The 19,437-nt window shown below is 77.2% G+C and carries 16 protein-coding genes; 7 read left to right on the top strand and 9 right to left on the bottom strand.

From position 1 onward, the window contains the following. Nucleotides 1-182: 182 nt before the first annotated feature. The 3 genes from ftsL to mraZ all read right to left on the bottom strand — a co-directional run bounded on the left by ftsL (nt 183) and on the right by mraZ (nt 2,247). Nucleotides 183-641, bottom strand: a complete 459-nt coding sequence (gene ftsL, locus WAB14_RS16030; protein WP_340271283.1) for a cell division protein FtsL — start codon at nt 639-641, stop codon at nt 183-185. Then, nucleotides 638-1,612: a 16S rRNA (cytosine(1402)-N(4))-methyltransferase RsmH gene (gene rsmH, locus WAB14_RS16025; RefSeq protein WP_340271344.1), complete on the bottom strand. Its 975-nt coding sequence runs from the start codon at nt 1,610-1,612 to the stop codon at nt 638-640. The genes ftsL and rsmH overlap by 4 nt, the downstream gene beginning before the upstream one ends. Before the next feature lie 203 nt (nt 1,613-1,815). Beyond that, nucleotides 1,816-2,247 carry a division/cell wall cluster transcriptional repressor MraZ gene (gene mraZ / locus WAB14_RS16020; protein WP_340271282.1) on the bottom strand — a complete coding sequence of 144 codons (432 nt, stop codon included), beginning with the start codon at nt 2,245-2,247 and terminating at the stop codon, nt 1,816-1,818. A gap of 354 nt (nt 2,248-2,601) precedes the next feature. Between mraZ and WAB14_RS16015 the strand changes: the two genes are divergently transcribed. From WAB14_RS16015 to WAB14_RS16005, 3 genes are read left to right on the top strand one after another with little or no spacing between them, the layout of a single operon-like run. Beyond that, nucleotides 2,602-3,576 carry an AAA family ATPase gene (locus WAB14_RS16015; protein WP_340271281.1) on the top strand — a complete coding sequence of 325 codons (975 nt, stop codon included), beginning with the start codon at nt 2,602-2,604 and terminating at the stop codon, nt 3,574-3,576. Nucleotides 3,577-3,587: 11 nt separating this feature from the next. Then, the gene (locus WAB14_RS16010) at nt 3,588-4,889 is read left to right on the top strand and encodes a DUF58 domain-containing protein (RefSeq protein WP_340271280.1); all 1,302 of its coding nucleotides are present in this window, start codon (nt 3,588-3,590) and stop codon (nt 4,887-4,889) included. Beyond that, a complete protein-coding gene (locus tag WAB14_RS16005; RefSeq protein WP_340271279.1) occupies nt 4,886-7,213 on the top strand; it encodes a transglutaminase TgpA family protein in 2,328 nt (775 codons plus the stop codon). The genes WAB14_RS16010 and WAB14_RS16005 overlap by 4 nt, the downstream gene beginning before the upstream one ends. A 25-nt stretch (nt 7,214-7,238) precedes the next feature. On the opposite strand, the gene WAB14_RS16000 is transcribed toward WAB14_RS16005, so the two are convergent. The 6 genes from WAB14_RS16000 to WAB14_RS15975 all read right to left on the bottom strand — a co-directional run bounded on the left by WAB14_RS16000 (nt 7,239) and on the right by WAB14_RS15975 (nt 14,947). Continuing rightward, nucleotides 7,239-7,634 carry a DUF3040 domain-containing protein gene (locus tag WAB14_RS16000; RefSeq protein WP_340271278.1) on the bottom strand — a complete coding sequence of 132 codons (396 nt, stop codon included), beginning with the start codon at nt 7,632-7,634 and terminating at the stop codon, nt 7,239-7,241. 198 nt (nt 7,635-7,832) lie between these two features. After that, the gene (dinB, locus tag WAB14_RS15995; protein WP_340271277.1) at nt 7,833-9,104 is read right to left on the bottom strand and encodes a DNA polymerase IV; all 1,272 of its coding nucleotides are present in this window, start codon (nt 9,102-9,104) and stop codon (nt 7,833-7,835) included. A gap of 9 nt (nt 9,105-9,113) precedes the next feature. Continuing rightward, on the bottom strand, nt 9,114-9,887 hold the full coding sequence (locus WAB14_RS15990; protein WP_340271276.1) for a class I SAM-dependent methyltransferase: 774 nt from the start codon (nt 9,885-9,887) through the stop codon (nt 9,114-9,116). A gap of 46 nt (nt 9,888-9,933) precedes the next feature. After that, the gene (locus WAB14_RS15985) at nt 9,934-13,995 is read right to left on the bottom strand and encodes a DNA polymerase III subunit alpha (protein ID WP_340271275.1); all 4,062 of its coding nucleotides are present in this window, start codon (nt 13,993-13,995) and stop codon (nt 9,934-9,936) included. A gap of 74 nt (nt 13,996-14,069) precedes the next feature. Next, nucleotides 14,070-14,573, bottom strand: a complete 504-nt coding sequence (locus tag WAB14_RS15980; RefSeq protein WP_340271274.1) for an SAV_6107 family HEPN domain-containing protein — start codon at nt 14,571-14,573, stop codon at nt 14,070-14,072. Continuing rightward, nucleotides 14,558-14,947 (bottom strand): DUF6504 family protein, encoded by a 390-nt coding sequence (locus tag WAB14_RS15975; protein ID WP_340271273.1) that lies wholly within the window; start codon nt 14,945-14,947, stop codon nt 14,558-14,560. Before WAB14_RS15975 ends, WAB14_RS15980 begins: the two co-directional genes overlap by 16 nt. Before the next feature lie 206 nt (nt 14,948-15,153). On the opposite strand from WAB14_RS15975, the gene WAB14_RS15970 reads away from it, so the two are divergent. From WAB14_RS15970 to WAB14_RS15955, 4 genes are read left to right on the top strand one after another with little or no spacing between them, the layout of a single operon-like run. Further along, nucleotides 15,154-15,699, top strand: coding sequence for a YbaK/EbsC family protein (locus tag WAB14_RS15970; protein ID WP_340271272.1), 546 nt, complete (start codon nt 15,154-15,156; stop codon nt 15,697-15,699). Nucleotides 15,700-15,747: 48 nt separating this feature from the next. Beyond that, nucleotides 15,748-16,644 carry a carotenoid biosynthesis protein gene (locus tag WAB14_RS15965; RefSeq protein WP_340271271.1) on the top strand — a complete coding sequence of 299 codons (897 nt, stop codon included), beginning with the start codon at nt 15,748-15,750 and terminating at the stop codon, nt 16,642-16,644. Between the two features lie 19 nt (nt 16,645-16,663). After that, entirely contained in the window at nt 16,664-17,809 is a 1,146-nt protein-coding gene (locus tag WAB14_RS15960; RefSeq protein WP_340271270.1) for a glycosyltransferase family 2 protein, read from the top strand. Then, on the top strand, nt 17,806-19,404 hold the full coding sequence (locus WAB14_RS15955; RefSeq protein WP_340271269.1) for a phytoene desaturase family protein: 1,599 nt from the start codon (nt 17,806-17,808) through the stop codon (nt 19,402-19,404). The genes WAB14_RS15960 and WAB14_RS15955 overlap by 4 nt, the downstream gene beginning before the upstream one ends. Nucleotides 19,405-19,437: the final 33 nt, after the last annotated feature.

Here is a 19,437-nt window from a genome sequence, read left to right as displayed (position 1 = left end):
CGCGCCTCGACCGGCCGCCCGCGCGACGGGGTGCGCCCGTCTCGCGGGGTCCCGGGCGGTCGTCGGGCCATCCCCGCACCTGCCTTCCCTGCTGTCTCGGCTCGTCGTCGTCAGGTCGTTCGGTCGTTCGGTCGTCGCGTGTCGTAGCGATCCCGGCACGAGCCGTGACGGGACCGTACGGGTCAGTCGTCGCTGGTGAGCGGGGGCGCGCCGGTGCCGTCGGGGGCGAGCACCACGGGATGCGGCGCCGGGGCCATCCCGAGCGCACGGGCGCGGTCGGCCAGCGCGCCGGGCGACTCCGCGAGGAGCACCTGCTGCTCGAGGGACTGCCGCTGCTCGGCGAGCACGGTCCGCTGCTGCTGCAGGTCGGCGAGGGCGAACGCGTTGGCGGAGATCGCGACGTTGAGCAGCAGGAGGGCGAGCATGAGGAGGCCGAGCAGGCCCGTGCACGTGAGCGCGAAGCCCAGTCGGCGCGGCCCGACCTCCGGCCGCACGAGCACCCGGAGCCCCGGCGCCTGCTGCGGGGTCCTCTCGGGCGCCCCGGCCCGGCCCGAGGGCCGGGCCGCGGGTCGGGTGCCCGGCCGTGCGGCGGGTCGTGCCGGACGGGCCACGGGTCGTGCGGCGGCGGCCTGGGCGCTCACGGGCGCCTCCTCTCGACGGCGCGCAGCCGGACGGACGCGGCGCGCGGGTTGCGGTCGACCTCGTGGACCGGGGCCTTCTCGGCGCCGCGGACGAGCAGCTCGTAGGGGGCGGGGGTCGGTTCGACGGGCAGACCGGGAGGGACGTCGACCGTCGTCACCCGGGCGAACGCCCGCTTCGTCACGCGGTCCTCGCCGGAGTGGTAGGAGAGGACGACGAGCCGCCCGCCGGGGCGCAGCCGGTCCAGCCAGGCCGGCAGGGCGCGCTCGAGACCCGCGATCTCGTCGTTGACCTCGATGCGGAGCGCCTGGAACAGGCGCTTCGCCGGGTGGCCGCCGGTGCGGCGGGCCGCTGCGGGCACCGCCGCGTACACGAGCTCGACGAGGCGTCCGCTCGTCGTGAAGGGCTCCCGGTCCCGCTCCGCGACCACGGCCCGCGCGATCCGGTCGGCGAAGCGCTCGTCGGCGTGGGTCCGCATCATGCGGGCGAGGCGGCGCTCGTCGTAGGTGTTGAGGACGTCGGCCGCGGTCGGTCCCGTCGTGCCCATCCGCATGTCGAGCGGCGTGTCACGGGCGTAGGAGAAGCCGCGCTCGTCGAGGTCGAGCTGCATGGAGGAGACCCCGAGGTCGAGGAGGACGGCGTCGACCTCGTCGACCCCCGCGGCCCCGCACACGCGGTCGACCTCGTCGTGGACGGCCTGCACGAGCGTCACCCGGTCGGCCAGCCCGCGGCGGGCGAGGCGGCGTCCGGCCTCCGCGAGGGCGAGCGGGTCGCGGTCGACGCCGACGGCCCGCGCGCCGGGCGCCGCCGCGAGCAGGGCGGCCGTGTGGCCGCCGAGCCCGAGGGTGCCGTCGACGAGGACGGTCCCCGTGGCAGCGGGACCGTGGAGCGCGGGGACGAGCAGGTCGACGCAGCGCTGGAGGAGGACGGGCACGTGCGACGCCTCGCCCGTCCCTCCGGGGTTCGGCTCCATCGGCTCCTCCGGGCGTGCGTGGTGGGTGCGGGTGCGGGTCGTGCCGTCCGGCGTGGTCCCCCGTCGCCGCGGCACGGCCTGGCACCGGGGAAGGTGCGCCAGGACGGCCGCGGCGACGAGAGGCCGCGCGGGACGGTGGAGGGAGGTGGAGTGGAGGCGGGTGGCGGTGGTCCCGGCGGCGAGCGGGGCGGCGGGCGCGGCGCTCACAGCACACCCGGCACGATCTCGGTGTCCCGCTCGGCGAAGGCCTGCTCCCCCGCGGCCTGCAGGCCCTGCCAGGTGGCGGCGTCCCAGATCTCGAGCCGGCGCCCGACACCGAGCACGGCGAGGTCGCGGGTGAGGCCCGCGTACTCGCGCAGCAGGGGCGCGACGGTGATGCGGCCCTGCTTGTCCGGCACCTCGTCCTGCGCGCCGGCCAGCAGCATGCGCGAGTACTCGCGGGCGTCCTTGTTGGTGAGCGGCGCGCCCGAGAGCTCGTCGACGACCGACTCGAACGCGGCTCGCGGGAAGGCGAACACGCACCGCTCCTGCCCGCGGGTGAGGACGATCCCGCTCTCGAAGGACGGCCGCCACTTCGCGGGGAGGATCAGCCGGTTCTTCTCGTCGAGACGCGGGGAGAACGTGCCGAGGAACATCGGCCCTCCTCTCCGCGCCGCCGGTGGTCGCCACCGGGCTCCACGCTACTCCACTTTCCTCCACTTCGTCGGTCATCTCCTCCACCGACTTGAGCGGCGTCGACATCGGTCCTGGTCACGCGTCACTCGGCCAATCTCGGGATCGACGCGGACGGCCCCGCGCCCGGCTCCGGGCGACGCACGAGTTCCGGCCGCGACCTGGCCCGGGAGCCGCCGGGAGGCTCGCGGGACCGCCTGCTGCGCCCCTGGTGGAGCGATGTGGAGGGTCGAGGAGCCGCGGGGCACCGCCGTCGCCTCGTGGGCGGCACGCGCGACGTGCGACGATCCTCGCCAGCAGCCGACGACGGAGGGTCGATGACGACGGTGGAGGGGCAGGCGCCGACGCTGGCGGAGGCGGCGGCGACCGCGGGCGCGGTCCGGGCCGCGGTCCGGCAGGTCGTCGTGGGCAAGGACGAGGTGGTGGACGTCGCGCTCGTCGCGCTGCTCGCCGAGGGCCACCTGCTGGTGGAGGACGTGCCGGGCGTCGGCAAGACGCTGCTGGCGAAGGCCCTGGCCCGCAGCATCGACTGCTCGGTGCGCCGCATCCAGTTCACCCCCGACCTGCTCCCGAGCGACGTCACCGGCGTCAGCATCTGGAACCAGGAGCGCGGCGACTTCGAGTTCCGTCCGGGGGCGGTCTTCGCGAACGTCGTCATCGGGGACGAGATCAACCGCGCGTCGCCCAAGACCCAGTCGGCCCTGCTGGAGTCCATGGAGGAGCAGCAGGTGACGGTCGACGGCAGCACGTACCCGCTGCCCCCGCCGTTCCTCGTCGTCGCGACGCAGAACCCCGTGGAGATGGACGGCACCTACCCGCTCCCGGAGGCCCAGCGCGACCGCTTCATGGCCCGCGTCGCGATGGGCTACCCCCGCGAGGCCGACGAGCTGCAGCTGCTCGGCACCCACGTCCACGCCGACCCGCTCGAGCTCCTGCAGCCGGTGGCGGACGCCGACACGGTCCGCCGCGCGATCTCGGCGGTCCGCACCGTCCACGTGTCGGACGCGCTCCGCCGCTACGTGCTCGATCTCGTCGGCGCGACCCGCCGCCACCCCGACCTGCGCCTCGGCGCGTCCCCGCGCGCCGGACTCCAGCTGGTCCGGGCGGGGCGGGCGCTGGCGGCGCTGCAGGGCCGCGACCACGTCCTCCCCGACGACGTCAAGGCGCTCGCCGGTCCCGTGCTCGCGCACCGGCTGCTCGTCAGCGCCCGCGGTCGCAGTGCCCGTCGGGACACCGCGGCGGTGGTCGCGGACGTCGTCGCGCAGACCGCCGCGCCGGGCGCGCGCGGCTGAGCCGCCGGGGCGTGGCCGCCGTGCGCTGGACGGACCTCCGCTCGTCCTGGGCGGGGCTCACCGCCCGGGGGACGTCGTTCCTCACCGCGGGCGCCGTGGCGTTCGGCTGCGCCCTGGTCCTCGGGCAGTCGGACCTCGTGCGCGTCGCGGCGCTGCTCGCCGTCCTGCCCGTCGTGGTCGTCGTCGTCATGGCCGCGCAGCGGCTCCACCTGGGGGTGACCCGTTCGACCGAGCCGCCGCGCGGCAGCGTCGGCCAGCAGGTGGAGGTCCACGTCGAGGTCGTCAACCGGGCGGACGGTCGCACCCCGGTGCTCCTGCTCGAGGACGCCCTGCCGCCGGGGCTCGTCGCCTCGACGCGTGTCGTGCTGCCGCCGCTGCGGCCGCGGGAGAGCGCCCGCGTCGCCTACCGGCTCGTCGCCGCCCGCCGCGGGCGCTTCGCGATCGGCCCCGCCCGCCTCGTGAGCGTCGAGCCCTTCGGGCTCGTCGAGCGCACGTGGGAGGCGACGAGCGTCGACGAGCTGCTCGTCAGGCCCGTCGCGGTCGAGCTGCCCGCCGTCCTGCCGGTCCGCCGCAGCGGGCGCGGCGGTGACTCCGACCTCGGGGGCGCGGGTGTCGCCGGGGACGCCGACCTCGCCGTGCGGGAGTACCGCCAGGGCGACGACCTGCGACGCGTCCACTGGCCGACGACCGCGCGCAGGGGCGAGCTCATGGTCCGCCCCGACCAGCACCCCCAGGACCACAACGCCGTCGTCGTCCTCGACGCCCGCGCCGACGCCCAGCGGGGGGCGGGCGACGACTCCTCGCTCGAGGCGCTCGTGAGCGCCGCCGCGTCCGTCGCGGTCCACGCCTCGGAGGCGGGCCAGCGCGTCGTGCTCCTCGGGGACGGCCAGGAGCCCGCCGTGGGCTCGCACGACACCGCGCACCGCGACGTCGCGGACGACGACCCGGTCGAGGAGGCCCTCGACCGGCTCGCCGTCGTGCGCGCGGGCGGGCCCGAGCTGCTCGACGACGCGGTCGAGGTGCTCCCCCGCTGCGCGCCGTCCACCGTCGTCGCCCTGCTCGGCGAGGTCAGCGTCGAGGACGCCGAGCTGCTCGCCGGCACCGCGCGCGAGGCCGTGCGGGCGGCGGTCGTCTGCGACACGACCTCGTGGGAGGAGCTGTCGCCGGGGCGCGCCCGGCTCCTCGACCAGCAGCGCGAGGCGGCCGTCGGACGGCTCGGCGACGCCGGGTGGCGCGTCGCGGTGTGGCGGCGGGGCGAGCCCCTCGGCGAGGTCTGGGAGCGGCTCGGTGCAGGCGCGGGGGTGCTCGCGTGAGCCGCGACCTGCGGGCCGCGCTCCTCGCGGGCGCCGCCACCGTCATGACGCTGCTCGTGCTCGCCCCGCTGCTGGCGGACCGGACGTGGCTGCAGCCGGTCGTCCTCGTCGTCGCGGCCGTGTCGCTCGCCGCAGCGGGCGTCGCGCTCGCGGGCCTGCCCCGCTGGACCGCCGTCCCCGCGACGCTGCTCGCCGCGCTCGTCATCACGACGGCGCTGCTCGTGCCGTCGCAGGCGGCCCTCGGGGGCTTCCTGCCGACCCGCCGCTCGGTCGAGGCGCTCGGCCTGCTCGTGGCCCGTGGGGTCGAGACGTCGCAGGTCGTCGTCGCGCCCGCACCGGTCGACGGGCCCGTCGTCGCCCTGCTGACGGTGGCGGCCGCCCTCGTCGCCGTCGCCACCGTGCTCGTCGCCGGGCCCCTGCGCCGCCCCGGCGCCGCGGGGCTCCCCCTGCTGCTCGTCGTGTGCGTCGCGACGGCCCTGTCGCCCGGCGGGATCGGGCTGCTCGGCTACCTCTCGGCCGCGGCGGGCTACCTCGCGATGGCTCTCACCGACGCCGACCGGCGCCTCGCGGCGTGGGGGCAGGTCCTCGGCCGCCGCGGCGCCGGCGGCACCGCCGTCCCGTCCGGGGTCACCGAGCACCTCGTCCGCGTCGCGGCCGTGACGGCGGCCGTGGCGGTCGGGGTGGGCGCCCTCGTGCCGGCCCTCGTGCCCGGGGCGTCCGCGGACCGGCTCCAGCAGGTGGTCGACGAGCGCTTCGGCGAGGGCGGGGGCGGCGCGACCGCCGTCAACCCGTTCCTCGACATCCGGGAGGACCTCGAGGAGCAGGACGACACCGTCGTCATCCGGTACGCCACGACCGACGACGACCCCGACCCCCTGCGCATCGTGACGGCCGACACCTTCGACGGCGCCGTGTGGGGGCCGTCGCCGGTCGCCCCCTCGGCGGACCAGGCGGTCTCCGGCGGCCTGCCGAGCCCACCGGGCGCCACGGCGGAGGTGCTCGGCGCCGCTGACCGGGTGAGCACGTCCCTGTCGGTCGGCGGGCTCGCGCAGACCTTCCTCCCCCTGCCGTACCCGCCGGCGCAGGTCGACGTCGAGGGGACGTGGCTCTACGACCCGCGCACCCTCAACGTCCTGTCGACCACCGGGACCACGGAGGGTCTGGCGTACTCCGTGACGTCGTACGACATCAGCCCGGACGCCGCGCAGCTGGCGACCGCCACCACCGCCGGGACGGACCCGACGTGGACGACCCTGCCGGAGGGTGTCAGCGAGGTCGTCGTCGGTGAGGCGGAGCGCGTGACGGCGGACGAGACGAGCCCGTACGGCCAGGCGCTCGCCCTCCAGCAGTGGTTCCGCAACTTCGGCGGCTTCACGTACTCCCTCGACGCCCCGACGACCACCGACCGTGACGCCGTCGAGGCGTTCCTCGAGGACAGGCGCGGGTACTGCGTGCAGTTCGCCTCGACCATGGCGCTCATGTCGCGCTCCCTCGGCATCCCGGCGCGGGTGGCGGTCGGGTTCCTGCCGGGCGAGGAGGTCGAGCCGGGCCAGTGGGAGATCCGCGCCGACGACGCCCACGCCTGGCCGGAGCTCTACTTCGACGGCGTGGGCTGGGTGCGCTTCGAGCCGACCCCGGCCGGCCGCACCGGGGCGCCGCCCTCGTGGGCCGTGCCGGAGTCCGACCCGGCGGTCCCCGACGCGGCGACGCCGTCCGCCCCCGCAGCCCTGCCGGAGCAGCTGGGGCCCGACGAGAGCGCCGCGCAGCAGCCGGGCGCCGAGGCCGGCCGCGACCTGTGGGACCGGGTCCGGGGCCTCGCCGCGGACGCTGCGGTCCTCCTGCTCGTCCTCCTCGCCGTGGGACTGCTCCTCGCCGTGCCGCGCGGGTGGCGTGCCCTGCGCGCGTGGCGCCGGCGGCGCGAGGCCGACGGTGACGCGGCGCGGCTGGCGGTGGTGGCGTGGACGGAGCTGCTCGAGCGGCTCGCGGACCTCGACGCCCTGCCGTCCGGTGCCACGGCACGGGAGCAGGCGGCACGGCTCCGGTCGACGCAGCGGATCGACGGCGACGACCCCGCCGACGGCGAGGCGCTGGCGTCGCTGTCACGGCTCGTGGAGGCGTGGGAGCGCGCGCTCTACGCGCCCGAGCCGGCTCCCGCCGACGGCCTGGACGACGACGTGGCCGCCGTGCTCGCGGCTGTCCGGAACCGCCTCCCGCGGCGGGCACGGTGGTCGGCGACGTGGTTCCCGACGCCGTCGCCCGACCTCGCCGCGACCGCCGGGACGGCCGGGTCGACCGGGAGTGGTCGCCCGACCGTCGGGGTCTAGCGCGTCGAGCCCGTCGGGCTCCGGCTCAGTAGCCGCCGCCCTCCGAGCGGCGCTCCCAGCGCTCCTCCATCCGCTGCACGAAGGACGAGCGACCGCGGCCCTGGCCGGACGAGCCGGGGCGACGCGAGGGTGTGCTGCTGCGGGAACCGGCGGTGCGGGCCGGTGCCGCGACGGCGAAGACGACACCACCGAACATGACGACGAAGCCGATGACGCTCACCCACAGCAGGGGGCCGGCGGCGATGCCGACGATGACGAGGGTGAGACCGACGACGACGGAGCCGAGGCCCACGAGCGCACGGGAGAGGCTGCCGACTCCCCGGCCCCGCCCTGTCAGGGTCGTGGCGAACTTCGGGTCCTCGGCGTACAGCGCCTGCTCCATCTGCTGAAGGAGCTTCTGCTCGTGGTCGGAGAGCGGCACCGTCGACCTCCTGGCTCTCGATCTGTCGTCCAAGTCTAGACACGGGCCGGAGCCCGCGACACCCGGTCGTCCTCACCCTTCCCATCGGCACAACGTGCCTGCCACGTGAGGAGTGCCCGCGGATCTCCTACCCGCTCGGAGCAGGCCGTAACCCGCCCGTTCCGGCCACCTCACCGGACCACGCCCAGCCGGTCGCCCTCACCCGCCCTGGTCGACCCCCTCCCGCACCGGGGAGCCGGGCCGACGCCCGTCGACCAGCGTGCCGGGCCGCACGACACCCGCGCCGAAGCGCCTGCTCAGGCGGTCGACCGCCTGCTCGGCGTCCCGCCAGCCGCTCTCGGGCGCGCCGAGCTCCATCTGGACGGGGGCGACGGCGGCGTCCTGCAGGCCCTCGAGACGGACGCCGACGAGCCGGATGCGGGCCCGGTCGAGCCCGAGCGCGTCGTAGGCGCCGACGGCGGCGGCGTAGACGTCGCGGGAGACGTCGGTGGGCGCCCGGAGGGTGCGGGAGCGGGTGATGGTGGTGAAGTCGGCGAAGCGCACCTTGAGCACGACGGTGCGCCCGACCTTCGCGTCGGCGCGGACCCGGGAGGCCACCCGCTCCGAGAGCCGGAGGATCTCGCGGTGGACGACCCGGGGGTCGTCGACGTCCCGCGCGAACGTCTCGTCGGCGCCGATGCTCTTGCCCGGCGTCTCCGGGACGACCCGGCGGGGGTCGCGACCCCACGCGAGCTCGTGGAGGTGTCGGCCCTGGGCCTCGCCGACCGCCCGTTCGAGGGTCCGCAGGGGCGTGTGGGCGAGGTCGGCGACGGTGCGCAGGCCCAGCCGCTCGAGGACCTCCTGGGTGCGGGGCCCCACCCCCCACAGGTCGCCGACCGGCAGGGAGTGGACGAACGGCACGGTGTCGGCGACGCCGACGACCAGGAGGCCGTCGGGCTTGGCGGCGGAGCTCGCGAGCTTCGCGACGAACTTGCTCGCCGCCACCCCCACCGAGCACGTGACGCCCTGCTCGTCGGCGATCCGGTCGCGCAGGAGCGTGGCGATGGCCGTGGGGCTGCCGAGCCGACGCAGCGCCCCCGAGACGTCGAGGAACGCCTCGTCGAGGCTCAGGGGCTCCACGACAGGGGTGACGGAGCGGAAGACCTCCATGACGCCGCGGGACACCTCGCCGTAGAGGTGGTGGTGCGGCTGGAGCACGACCGCCTGCGGGCACAGCCGCCGTGCGCGGCTCATCGGCATGGCGGCGTGGACGCCGCTGCGACGGGCCTCGTACGTCGCGGACAGCACGACCCCGCGGGTGCCGCCCCCGACGATGACGGGCTGCCCGACGAGGTCGGGGCGGGACCGCAGCTCCACGGCGGCGTAGAAGGCGTCCATGTCGGCGTGGAGCACCGTGCAGCCGGTGTCGTCCCCCGAGAGGCCGAGCGCCGCGGCCCTGCCGTCGGCCCTGCCGACCTGTCGCCGGCTCACGGGGCCACCTCAGCCGGCCGGCGCCCTGCGCACGGCGTGCCAGTGCAGGTGGGAGGCCAGACCGCGCAGGTCGGGGTGCTCCCCCGCCGCCGCCTCCAGCTGCCGCAGCGCCTCGCGGACGCGAGGCCCGGCGTCGAGGACGGCCTCCGGCACGAGGTCGGCGAGGACGGGGACGCCGACGACCGCGACCACGTCGAGACCGGCGGCCGCGAGCAGCTCCGCGGTCGTGGCCGCGTCGAGGCGCCGCAGCAGGGGGTCGTCGGCGCCGGTGCACCCGTCGGGGTGGGAGAGCACCGCGAGGGCCTCCTCGACGCGACCGGCGGCGGCGCGGAGCGCGGCGGCGCCGCTGCGCTGCGCCGTGAGGAGGCTGAGGACCCCACCGGGACGGAGGACCGCCGCGACGTCGAGGAGGGTGGCGGCGGGGTCGTCGACCAGCTCGAGGACGTCGTGGCACAGCAGGACGTCGACCGGACGGTCGAGCAGACCCGCGAGCTGGCGGGCGTCGCCCTGGTGGCCGCGGACCCGCTCGGCGACCCCCGCCTCGCGGGCGCGGCGGTCGAGGGCCGCGAGGGCGTCCGGGCTGGGGTCGACGACGACGACGTCGTGGCCGTGCTCGGCCAGGCGGACCGACAGCGTGCCGGCACCGCCGCCGAGGTCGACGACGAACGCGGGACCCGCCCCTCCCGCGTCGGTGAGGAGCGGCTCGATGAGGCGGTCGAGGGCCGCCTCGCGCAGCCCGGCGCGGGTGGAGCGGCGGTCGCGGCGGGCGTGGGGGTCGGGCACGGGCCCAGCCTACGAGCCGGGGCCGACGCCGGGGCCTGCGCCGCGCTCACCGGCCGGAGCTCCCGGGACTGGCGTGCCACAGCCGCCGCGGGGCGGAGCCCGAGCCCCGCTCGCGCTGGGCGCGGGCGGCCTCCTCGGCGAGCTTGCGGGGCTCCCGGCCGCTCACCCCCGCGGGGCGGATGTCGGCGTACGGGGACTGGGTGAACCCGCTGGCGTGGACGAGCACCCGACGGCGGGACCCGCCCATGCCACCGGCGTTCTCCAGCCCGTCGTCCCGGCCGGGACCGGTGCCGGAGGGCGGGGAGACCGTGCTCGCCATGGTCCCGACGGGGGGCCGCACCATGACCGGGCGGCTCGACCGGCTCGCCGCCGCCCCGGCGACCGCACCGCCCAGCTCGCCCGCCTCGAGGTCGAAGCCCGCGGGCACGGTGTCGAGGACGGCGCGGACGGCCTCGAGCCCGTCGTCCTTCCACGCCTGCCACAGCACCGGCAGCTCCCACGCGCCGGTCGCCCGCAGCGACACCCCCCGGGGACCGGTCCGGCGGAGCACGCCCCGGACCAGGAGCAGCCACGAGTGGAACACCGTGGCGGCGTAGGGCCCCTGGACGTCCTCGAAGAAGGTGGCGTCGACCGCGCCCGTCGCGTCGTCGAGGGTGAGGAACACGACCCGGCGCCCCGAGCGGATGGGCGGGGTCTGCGTGGCGACCTTGACCCCGGCGACGAGCAGCTCGCTGCGGCTGCGCTGCCGGACGAGGTCCGGGCTGCGGGTGACCCCGAGCGCGTCCAGCAGCGGGGTGTAGAAGTCGAGGACGTGCCGGGAGGCGTCGAGGCCGAGCACGTCGAGCTCGGCGACGACCCGCTCGGCGCTCGTCATGTCCGGCAGGTCGGTGCCGACGGTCTCGTCGGGGGCGTCGCCGAGGTCGAGGGCGAGCTGGGCCGCCGGGGGCGCCTCGTGCTCGGCCATGTGGCCGGCCGTCGTGCCGGCCGTGCGGCGCCTGCGCGCACCCCCGCCCCGGGCCCCGCCGACGGCCCGGCTCCACCGGTCGAGCTCGGCGACCTGGAGGAGCAGGTCCCGCCGGGTGACCCGGCCCCGCCGTCGGGTCGGGACGGCGTAGCCTGCGCCGCCGCCGGGGCCGGGGCGGTGCACGCGGCCGGTGAGGCCGTACAGCTCGTCGAAGGCGCCCGCCACGACGAGCCGCTCGGCGACCGGCCGGGACACGCCCGCCCGGTGCCAGAAGTCGGCGAGGGAGCCGTACGGGCGACCGGCGACGACCCGCTCGACCTCGGCGTCGCTGATGCCCTTGACGTCGGCGAGCGACAGCCGGATGCCGTAGCCGCGGGCGTCGGGCAGGCCCTCGGGCGGGGCCTCGCGCGGCGGTGCGCCCAGCACGCCGGGCGGCGGCTCGTCCCAGGGGGCGACCCGCTCGACCCGGTACGTGCCGTCGGAGGCGTTGACGTCGAGGCCGAGCACCGCGATGCCGAGCTGGCGGGCGTCGTCGAGCACGAGGCGCTTGGGGTACATGCCGGGGTCGTGGGTGAGGACCCCGGCGAGGAAGGCGGCCGGGTGGTGCCGCTTGAGCCACGCCGACTGGTACGTCGGCAGGGCGAACGCGGCGGCGTGGGCCTTGCAGAACCCGAACGACGCGAACGCCTTGAGCACCTCCCAGAACCGGGACACGGTGTCGGGGTCGTAGCCGCGGCGCACGGCCGTCGGCACGTACCACTCGCGGACGGCGGCCTGCCCGTCGGTCGAGCCCATGGCGCGGCGGACCTCGTCGGCCTCCGCGAGCGTGCAGCCGGTGGTGACCGCGACGATGCGGATGACCTGCTCGTGGAACACGACGACGCCGTAGGTCTCGGCGAGCACGGGCTCGAGGTCCGGGTGGAGGTACTCGGGGGCGTTCCAGCCCTGCCGGGCGCGCAGGAAGGGCGTCACCATGTCGGACTTCACGGGACCGGGCCGGAACAGGGAGATGTCGGTGATGACGTCCTCGAAGGTCTCGGGAGCGAACTTGCCGACGAGCTCCCGCTGGCCCGGCGACTCGATCTGGAAGCAGCCGAGGGTGCGGGTGGAGCGGATGAGGGCGTAGGTGTCGTCGTCGTCGAGCGGCACCTGGGTGCGGTCGTCGACGTCGACGTGCTCGCCGTCGACGCGGGCGACCTCGGCGACCGCGTGCGCCATGGCCGACTGCATGCGGATGCCGAGGACGTCGAGCTTGAGCAGGCCGACCTCCTCGACGTCGTCCTTGTCGAGCTGGGTCATCGGGTAGCCCTCGTGGCTGGGCTCGACCGGGGTGCGGTCGAGCAGGCCCGCGTCGGACAGGACGACCCCGCACGGGTGGAGCGCGATGTGGCGGGGCAGGCCGTCGACGGACTCGACGAGGTCGAAGAACGCGTCGAGGTCGGCGGAGCCGAGACCGGACGCGCGCAGCTCCGGCAGCTCCTCGATCGCCTTGCGGGCGTCCCGGGCGCGGATGTGGGGGAACGACGTCGCGATGGCGTCGACCTCCGTGGGCGGCATGCCGAGCGCGGCGCCGACGTCCCGGACGGCGTGGCGCACCCGGTAGGTGTCCATCATCGACACGCACGTGACCCGGTCGGCGCCGAAGCGGGCGAGGACGGCGTCGTACACCTCCTTGCGCCGCGCGGACTCGACGTCGACGTCGACGTCGGGCAGGGACGCCCGCAGCGGCGACAGGAACCGCTCCATGAGCAGCCCGTACCGGACGGGGTCGACCCCGGAGACGCCGAGGACGTGGCAGACGAGGCTGCCGGCGCCGGAGCCCCGGGCGGCGACCCGCACGCCGAGGGACCGGGTGAGGTCGCAGACCTCGGCGACGGTGAGGAAGTAGCCGGCGAAGCCGAGCTGCTCGACGACGGCGAGCTCGTCGGCGAGGCGGGCCTCGATGTCCGCCGGGCTCGCGTGGCCGGTGGGGGTGGGCACCCCGCGACCGCCGTAGGCCCGGTCGAGGCCCTCGCGGCAGCGGGCGGCGAGGACGGCCTGGAGGTCGGTCGTGGCGTCGTGGCCGAGCACCTCGGCCTCGGGCAGGTGGACCGAGCCCACGGACAGGTCGGCGGCGGGGTCGAGCCGGCAGCGGTCGGCGAGGGCGGCGGTCGTCGCGAGCAGGCGGGTGGCGGTGCGGGCGCCGCTGCCGTCGCGGCTGCCGGGCAGTCCGGCGGCGAGGTCGGCGACCTCCCGGGCGCGGGCGGTCATCTCCCCGGCGCCTGCGAGGTAGCCGGCGCTCGTGGTGCGGTCGAGGTGGCGGGGGTCGAGGCGGACGAGCCGGCGGGCGGCGTCGAGCACGTCGACGGTGAGCCCGCCGCCGGGTTCGACGTGCCGGACGGCGTTGGTGAGCACGGCGGGCACACCCGCGGCGTCGGCCACGGCGAGCATGCGGGCGGCGTGCCCGAGGCTCGCCGGGACGTCGCGGGGCGCGCGGTGGTGGACGACCTCGACGAACAGGCTGCCGGGCGGCAACCGGGCGGCCCAGCCCCGCAGCAGCCGGACGGCGAGGTCGTCGCGACGGGCGAGCACCGCGCGGCCGACCTCGGAGTGCGGCCCGAGCAGGACCGCGAGCGCCGGTGCCCCGGTGCCCGGGTCGCGGGAGTGCGCCACGAGCAGGTCCTCGGTGGCGACCGGCCTGCCGCGTTCGCCGCGGGCGTGGGTGGCCGACACGAGCCGGCACACCCGCGCCCACCCGGCCGCGGCCGGCAGCCCCGTCGCGGGGTCGGCGGCGAGCGCGAGCACCGTGATGCGGGGGTGGCGGGGGTCGACCTGCGCCCCGCCCCGGACCGGGGTGCGGCGCCGGGCCGCACCCTGGCCCGGACCCTGGACCCGACCCGCGGGGTCGGCCCACACCGGGAGGCCGGCGAGCGCCCCGGTCGGCTCGACGGCGAGGTCGACGCCGAGGAGAGGGTCGATCCCGGCCTCGGCGCACGCCCCGGCGAACTTCACCGCCCCGTAGCAGCCGTCGCGGTCGGTGAGCGCGAGCGCGTCCATGCCGTGCTCCGCGGCCCGGGCCACGAGCGCGGCCGGGGTCGCGGCCCCGTGGCGCAGCGAGTAGCCGGAGGCCACGTGGAGGTGGGTGAAGGTCGGCGTGGACGGCACTGTCGAGGTCTCCGGGGACGTGGTCGGCGAGGTGGTCGGCGAGGTGGTCGAGGGAGCGGTCGGCGGGGCGGGGCTCAGCGGGACGCGGGGACGACGTCGGGTAGCACGGGCCGCCACGGCAGGCCGAGGCAGCGGGTGACGGCGCGCAGGAACCGCTCGGCGTCCCGCAGCAGGTCGTCGGCCTCGCGCGCACCGCGGCCGACGACGCCGGGAGGGGCGGGCGAGGCCGGTCCGCCGAGGGCGCCGAGGTACTGGGCCCACTCGGTGAGCTCGGGCGCGAGCCGCGGCAGCACGTGCCACACGCTGCGGGGCCGTGACCGCGCGGGCCCCGGCCGGCCCCGGACGGCGAGGACCGCGGTCGCCGCCCGCAGCGCGGCGAGCTGCGCCCCGCCCCACCGTGCGCCCGCGTCGAGCTCGGCCGCGGCGGCGCGCAGGCCGTCCCGGGCGCGGTCGAGGAGCGCGACCCCGGCGGCGTTCGCCTGCGCCGGGCGGGTCAGCACCAGGACCGCCTCCCCCTCCGGTGCGGCCTGCGCGGCCGGTGCGCCCGACGCGCTCGGGACCTTCAGTCCAGCCGGCACAGCAGCACCCACTCCCCCTGCGTCCCGGCAGGAGCTCCCGCGCCGGCACGGGGAACCGGCCCGCCGACGGCCGCCCCGGCGAGCACGGGTCGGGCGACCGGCCGACCGACGGGGACGGTCAGCGCGAGGTCGTACACCCCGGTGCCGGCCCAGCGACCCGGGCCGGCCTCGACCCGCCACACCGTCCGCTCGTACGCCGCCGGCTCCCCGCGGCGCACGTCGACCTCCCACCACGCCTCACGCTCCGACCACGTGGCGAGGACCTCGGTGACGACGTGGAGCCGGTCGCGCCAGATGAAGGCGTCGGGCCGGCCCGCGGACCCGTCACCGAGGTCCGTCGTCCTCACCTCGACGTGCTCGTCGTACCGTCGCACGATGCCCTCCTCGCTCCCCTGACCCATCACAAGATCGAAACTGTGTTCGAACGAACGCGTGTTCGAAGACTAGGTCGCGGGACCGCCGCCGTCCACCGCTCCGGCGTGTCGCCCACCCCGACGACCCGCGGGGGACCCCGGCCGCACCACGGCCGCACCACGGCCGCACCACGGGCACGGCGGCGACGTTCCCTACGCTCCCCCTCGTGACCGAGCCGCTCGACCTCAGCACCCACCCCGGCGTCGGCCGGGTGCGCGCCGCCCTGCACGCCGCGGGCGTCGACGACGCCGCCGACCGCATCCAGGTGCTCGACACGAGCGCCCGCACGGCCGCGGAGGCGGCCGCGAGCCTCGGCGTCGGGGTCGCCCAGATCGCCAACTCCCTCGTCTTCGTCGCGCACCCCCGCCCCGACGCGGTCGGGGGCGCCGACCCCTACCCCGTCCTCGTCCTCGCCTCGGGCGGGCACCGGGTGGACCCCGGTCTGCTCGCGGAGGCGCTCGACGTCGCCGAGGTCCGCAAGGCCCCCGCCGACCTGGTGCGGCAGGCGACGGGCTTCGTCATCGGCGGTGTCGCGCCGGTCGGGCACACCCACGAGCTGCCGACCGTCGTCGACGCCGACCTCGCGCACCTCGGTGAGCTGTGGGCGGCAGCCGGGCACCCGCACACGGTCTTCCCGACCACGCACGACGAGCTCGTCCGGCTCACGGGCGGACGCAGCGCGGTCGTGTCGGGCGACCCGACCTCCGGCTGACCCGGCCGCAGGTCCCCGCCGCCGAGGGCCCCGTCTACGATCGGGCGCATGCCGGACGCGGAGGAGGGCCGCCTGCGCCGCGGGGTCCTGCACCCGCTCGGGCTCCCCCTCGCGCTCGCGGCGCTCACCGTCCTCGTGCAGGTGAGCTACCCCCTCCTCGACGGCCGCGCCCTCGTCGCCTCGACGACGGCGACCGTCGTGCTGTTCTGCGCGGCGAGCCTCGCCCACGCCGCGGTGACGACCGGCGCCCGCGCCGCGGTGCTCGTGCTGCTCGTCGCCGGGGGGGTCGGTCTCCTGGCGGAGGCCGTCGGCACCGCGACGGGCGTCCCGTTCGGTCCCTACGAGTACACGGGGACGCTGGGTCCGGAGCTGCTCGACGTGCCCGTCCTCATCCCGCTCGCGTGGACGATGATGGCGTGGCCGACGCTCCTGCTCGGCCGGCGCCTCGGCGCGGTCCTGCTCGCGTCGCGCGGCCGAGCCCCGGGCACGCTCCCCGCTCGCGCGCTCACCGCCGTGCTCGGTGGTCTGGCCCTCGCCTCGTGGGACCTCTACCTCGACCCGCAGATGACCGCCGCGGGGCACTGGGTCTTCGACCGGCCGGAGCCCGGGCTGCCCGGCGTCCCCGGCATCCCGCTGACGAACTACGCGGGCTGGCTGCTCGTCGCGGTCGTGATGGTCGCGCTGCTCGACGTCGTCGTCCCGCGCCGCGCGGTCGACGAGACGGCGCCGGCGCTCCTGCTGGCGTGGACGTGGCTCGGCTCCGGGCTCGCCAACGTCGCGTTCTTCGACCGGCCCGTGGTCGCCGCGTACGGCCTGGTGGGGATGGGGCTGCTCGTCGGGCCGTACCTCTGGCTGCTGCGCCGCGACGGCGGCAGCAGCGTCCCCCCGCTCGGGTGGCGGGGCGCGCTGCCGCGACCGCGCGCGCGCTCCAGGACCGGCGCCTGAGCGGAGCACGGGACCGACTGTGAGCCGACTGGCTGGTCGAGCGCGTCGTGCCGCCCTCGCACGCGCCCTCACCCGCATCCTCACCCGCACCGGCACGGTCCTCGCGGTCGGGCTCACGGTCCACACGGTGCGCAACGCCCGCCTCCTGCGCCGCCCGCCCGACGAGCCGCCCGCCGTACGGGGTCGTGTCAGCGTCCTCGTGCCGGCCCGGGACGAGGCGACGACGCTGCCCCGCCTGCTCGCGTGCCTCGCCGAGCAGACCGGCGTGCCCGACCTCGAGGTCCTCGTGTGCGACGACCGCAGCAGCGACGCGACCGCCGACGTCGTCCGCGCCGCCGCCGCCCGCGACCCGCGCGTCCGCCTGGTCCCCGGCCGGGAGCCGCCGCCCGGGTGGCTCGGCAAGCCGCACGCCTGCCACCAGCTGGGGCGCGAGGCCACGGGCGAGGTCCTCGTGTTCGTCGACGCCGACGTCACCCTCGCCCCGCACGCCGTCGCCGCCACGGTCGCGCTGCTGCGCGGCAGCGGCCTCGACCTCGTCTCGCCGTACCCGCGCCAGCTCGCGGGCAGCGCGGGCGAGCGGCTCGTGCAGCCGCTGCTGCAGTGGTCGTGGCTCACGACCCTGCCGCTGGGTCGTGCGGAACGCTCCCCCCGGGCGAGCCTGGCCGCGGCGAACGGCCAGCTCCTCGCGGTCGACGCGACCGCGTACCGGCGGGCGGGCGGTCACGCGGCCGTCGCCGGCGAGGTGCTGGAGGACATCGGGCTCCTCCGGGCGGTCAAGCGCAGCGGCGGACGGGGCGTCCCGTGCGACGGCAGCGGCGTCGCCGCCTGCCGGATGTACACCTCGTGGGCGCAGGTCGAGGCCGGCTACACGAAGTCGCTGTGGTCCGCCTTCGGCTCCCCGGCGGGGGCGGCCGCCGTCATGGGGGTCCTCGCCCTCGCCTACGTGTGGCCCGCGGCGGCCGCGCTCGCCGGGTCCCGCGTCGGCGCCGTCGGCTACGCCGCGGGCGTGCTGGGCCGCTACGTGGCGGCCGAGGCCACGGGCGGGCGGTCCCTGCCCGACGCGCTCGCCCACCCGCTCTCGGTCCTCGCCGCCGCGTGGCTGACGGCCCGCTCGCTGCACGGCAGGCGCCACGGCACCCTCACGTGGAAGGGTCGGGGGCTGTGAGCGACGCGAGCGCCGGGCAGGTCCCCCTCAGCCGCGTCGTCGTCGTCGGCGCCGGCCTCGGCGGGCTCGCCGTCGCGGTCCGGCTCGCGCACGCGGGTCACGACGTGACGGTGCTCGAGCAGGCCCCGCAGCCCGGCGGCAAGCTCGGCCGCTACGCGCGCGGCGGCTTCGGCTTCGACACGGGGCCCTCGCTGCTCACGCTCCCCTCGGTGTACGAGGAGCTGTTCGCGGCCACGGGTGAGCCGTTGAGCCGCGTCGTCGACCTCGTCTCGGTCGACCCCGCCTTCCGGTACCGCTTCGGCGACGGCACGGTCCTCGACCTGCCGAACGCCGACCCCACCCGCATCGCCGCCGCGATGGACGCCGCCCTCGGTGCCGGGACGGGCGCGCAGTGGACGGCGTTCAGCGAGCGCGCGGAGGCCATCTGGGAGGCCACCCGCGGCCCGTTCCTCGAGTCCCCGCTCGACGGTCCCCGGACGCTCCTGCGCGAGGCCCGGAAGGTCGACGACCTCGTCCGTATCGCGCCGTGGCGCTCGCTGCGGGCACTCGGGCGCCGCTACCTCAAGGACCCGCGGCTGCGGGTGCTGCTCGACCGGTACGCGACGTACACCGGCTCGGACCCCCGGCGTGCCCCGGCGGCGCTGGCGACCGTCCCGTTCGTCGAGCAGCGCTACGGCGCGTGGTACGTCCGCGGCGGGCTCCAGCGCCTCGCGGACGCCCTCGCCCAGCGGGCGCTGGAGTGCGGCGCCACCATCCGGACCGGCGCCGACGTGGCCGAGGTCCTCGTCAAGGACGTCCCCGGGCCCCGGGGGTGGCGGGCCCACGGGGTGCGGCTGCGCGACGGCACGAAGGTCGAGGCGGACGTCGTGGTGTCGAACGCCGACGCCGCGCACCTCTACCACGAGCTGCTCGCCGGTCCGCCCGGGGAGCTCGGGCGGCAGCGGCTGCGCAAGGCGGACCCGTCGTTGTCGGGGTTCGTCCTGCTCCTCGCCCTCGAGGGACGCACCCCCGACCTGCAGCACCACACGGTCCTCTTCCCGCGCGACTACGACGACGAGTTCGACTCCGTCTTCGGCACGGGCCGGCACCGGGGCCGCTGCCGACCCGCACCGGACCCCACGGTGTACGTCTCGGCCCCCGACGACCCCGCCCTGCGCCCCGACGACGGCTGCGAGGCGTGGTTCGTCCTCGTCAACGCGCCGCGTCACCGGCCCGGGGAACCGGCGCGCGGCGTCGACTGGCGGGCCGAGGGCCTCGCGGACACCTACGCCGACCGCGTCCTCGACGTCATGGCCGAGCGCGGCCTCGACGTGCGCGACCGGGTGCGGTGGCGGGTCGTGCGGACCCCCGCGGACCTCGAGTACGCCACCCGCAGCGTCGGGGGCTCCATCTACGGCTCGTCGAGCAACGGCGCTCGCTCGGCCTTCCTGCGCCCCGCCAACGCGAGCAACATCGAGGGGCTCTACCTCGTCGGCGGGTCCGCCCACCCCGGCGGCGGCATCCCGCTCGTCGGCATGAGCGCGCGGATCGTCGCGGACCTCGTCGGGCCGCCCGTCGCGCCGGAGCCCGAGCGGGAGGACGACGCGCTGGTGTGACGGCGCCCGGCGACGGCGCCGGCCCGACGGCGC

It is taken from the genome of Aquipuribacter nitratireducens (assembly GCF_037860835.1).
Lineage (GTDB): Bacteria > Actinomycetota > Actinomycetes > Actinomycetales > JBBAYJ01 > Aquipuribacter > Aquipuribacter nitratireducens.
This window is presented reverse-complemented; position numbering and strand designations above follow the sequence as displayed.

Coding starts and splice junctions, on each gene's coding strand:
- WAB14_RS16015 (WP_340271281.1), top strand. CDS start 2,602: ATGACGACGGTGGAGGGGCAGGCGCCGACGCTGGCGGAGGCGGCGGCG.
- rsmH (WP_340271344.1), bottom strand. CDS start 1,612: ATGGAGCCGAACCCCGGAGGGACGGGCGAGGCGTCGCACGTGCCCGTC.
- mraZ (WP_340271282.1), bottom strand. CDS start 2,247: ATGTTCCTCGGCACGTTCTCCCCGCGTCTCGACGAGAAGAACCGGCTG.
- WAB14_RS15965 (WP_340271271.1), top strand. CDS start 15,748: ATGCCGGACGCGGAGGAGGGCCGCCTGCGCCGCGGGGTCCTGCACCCG.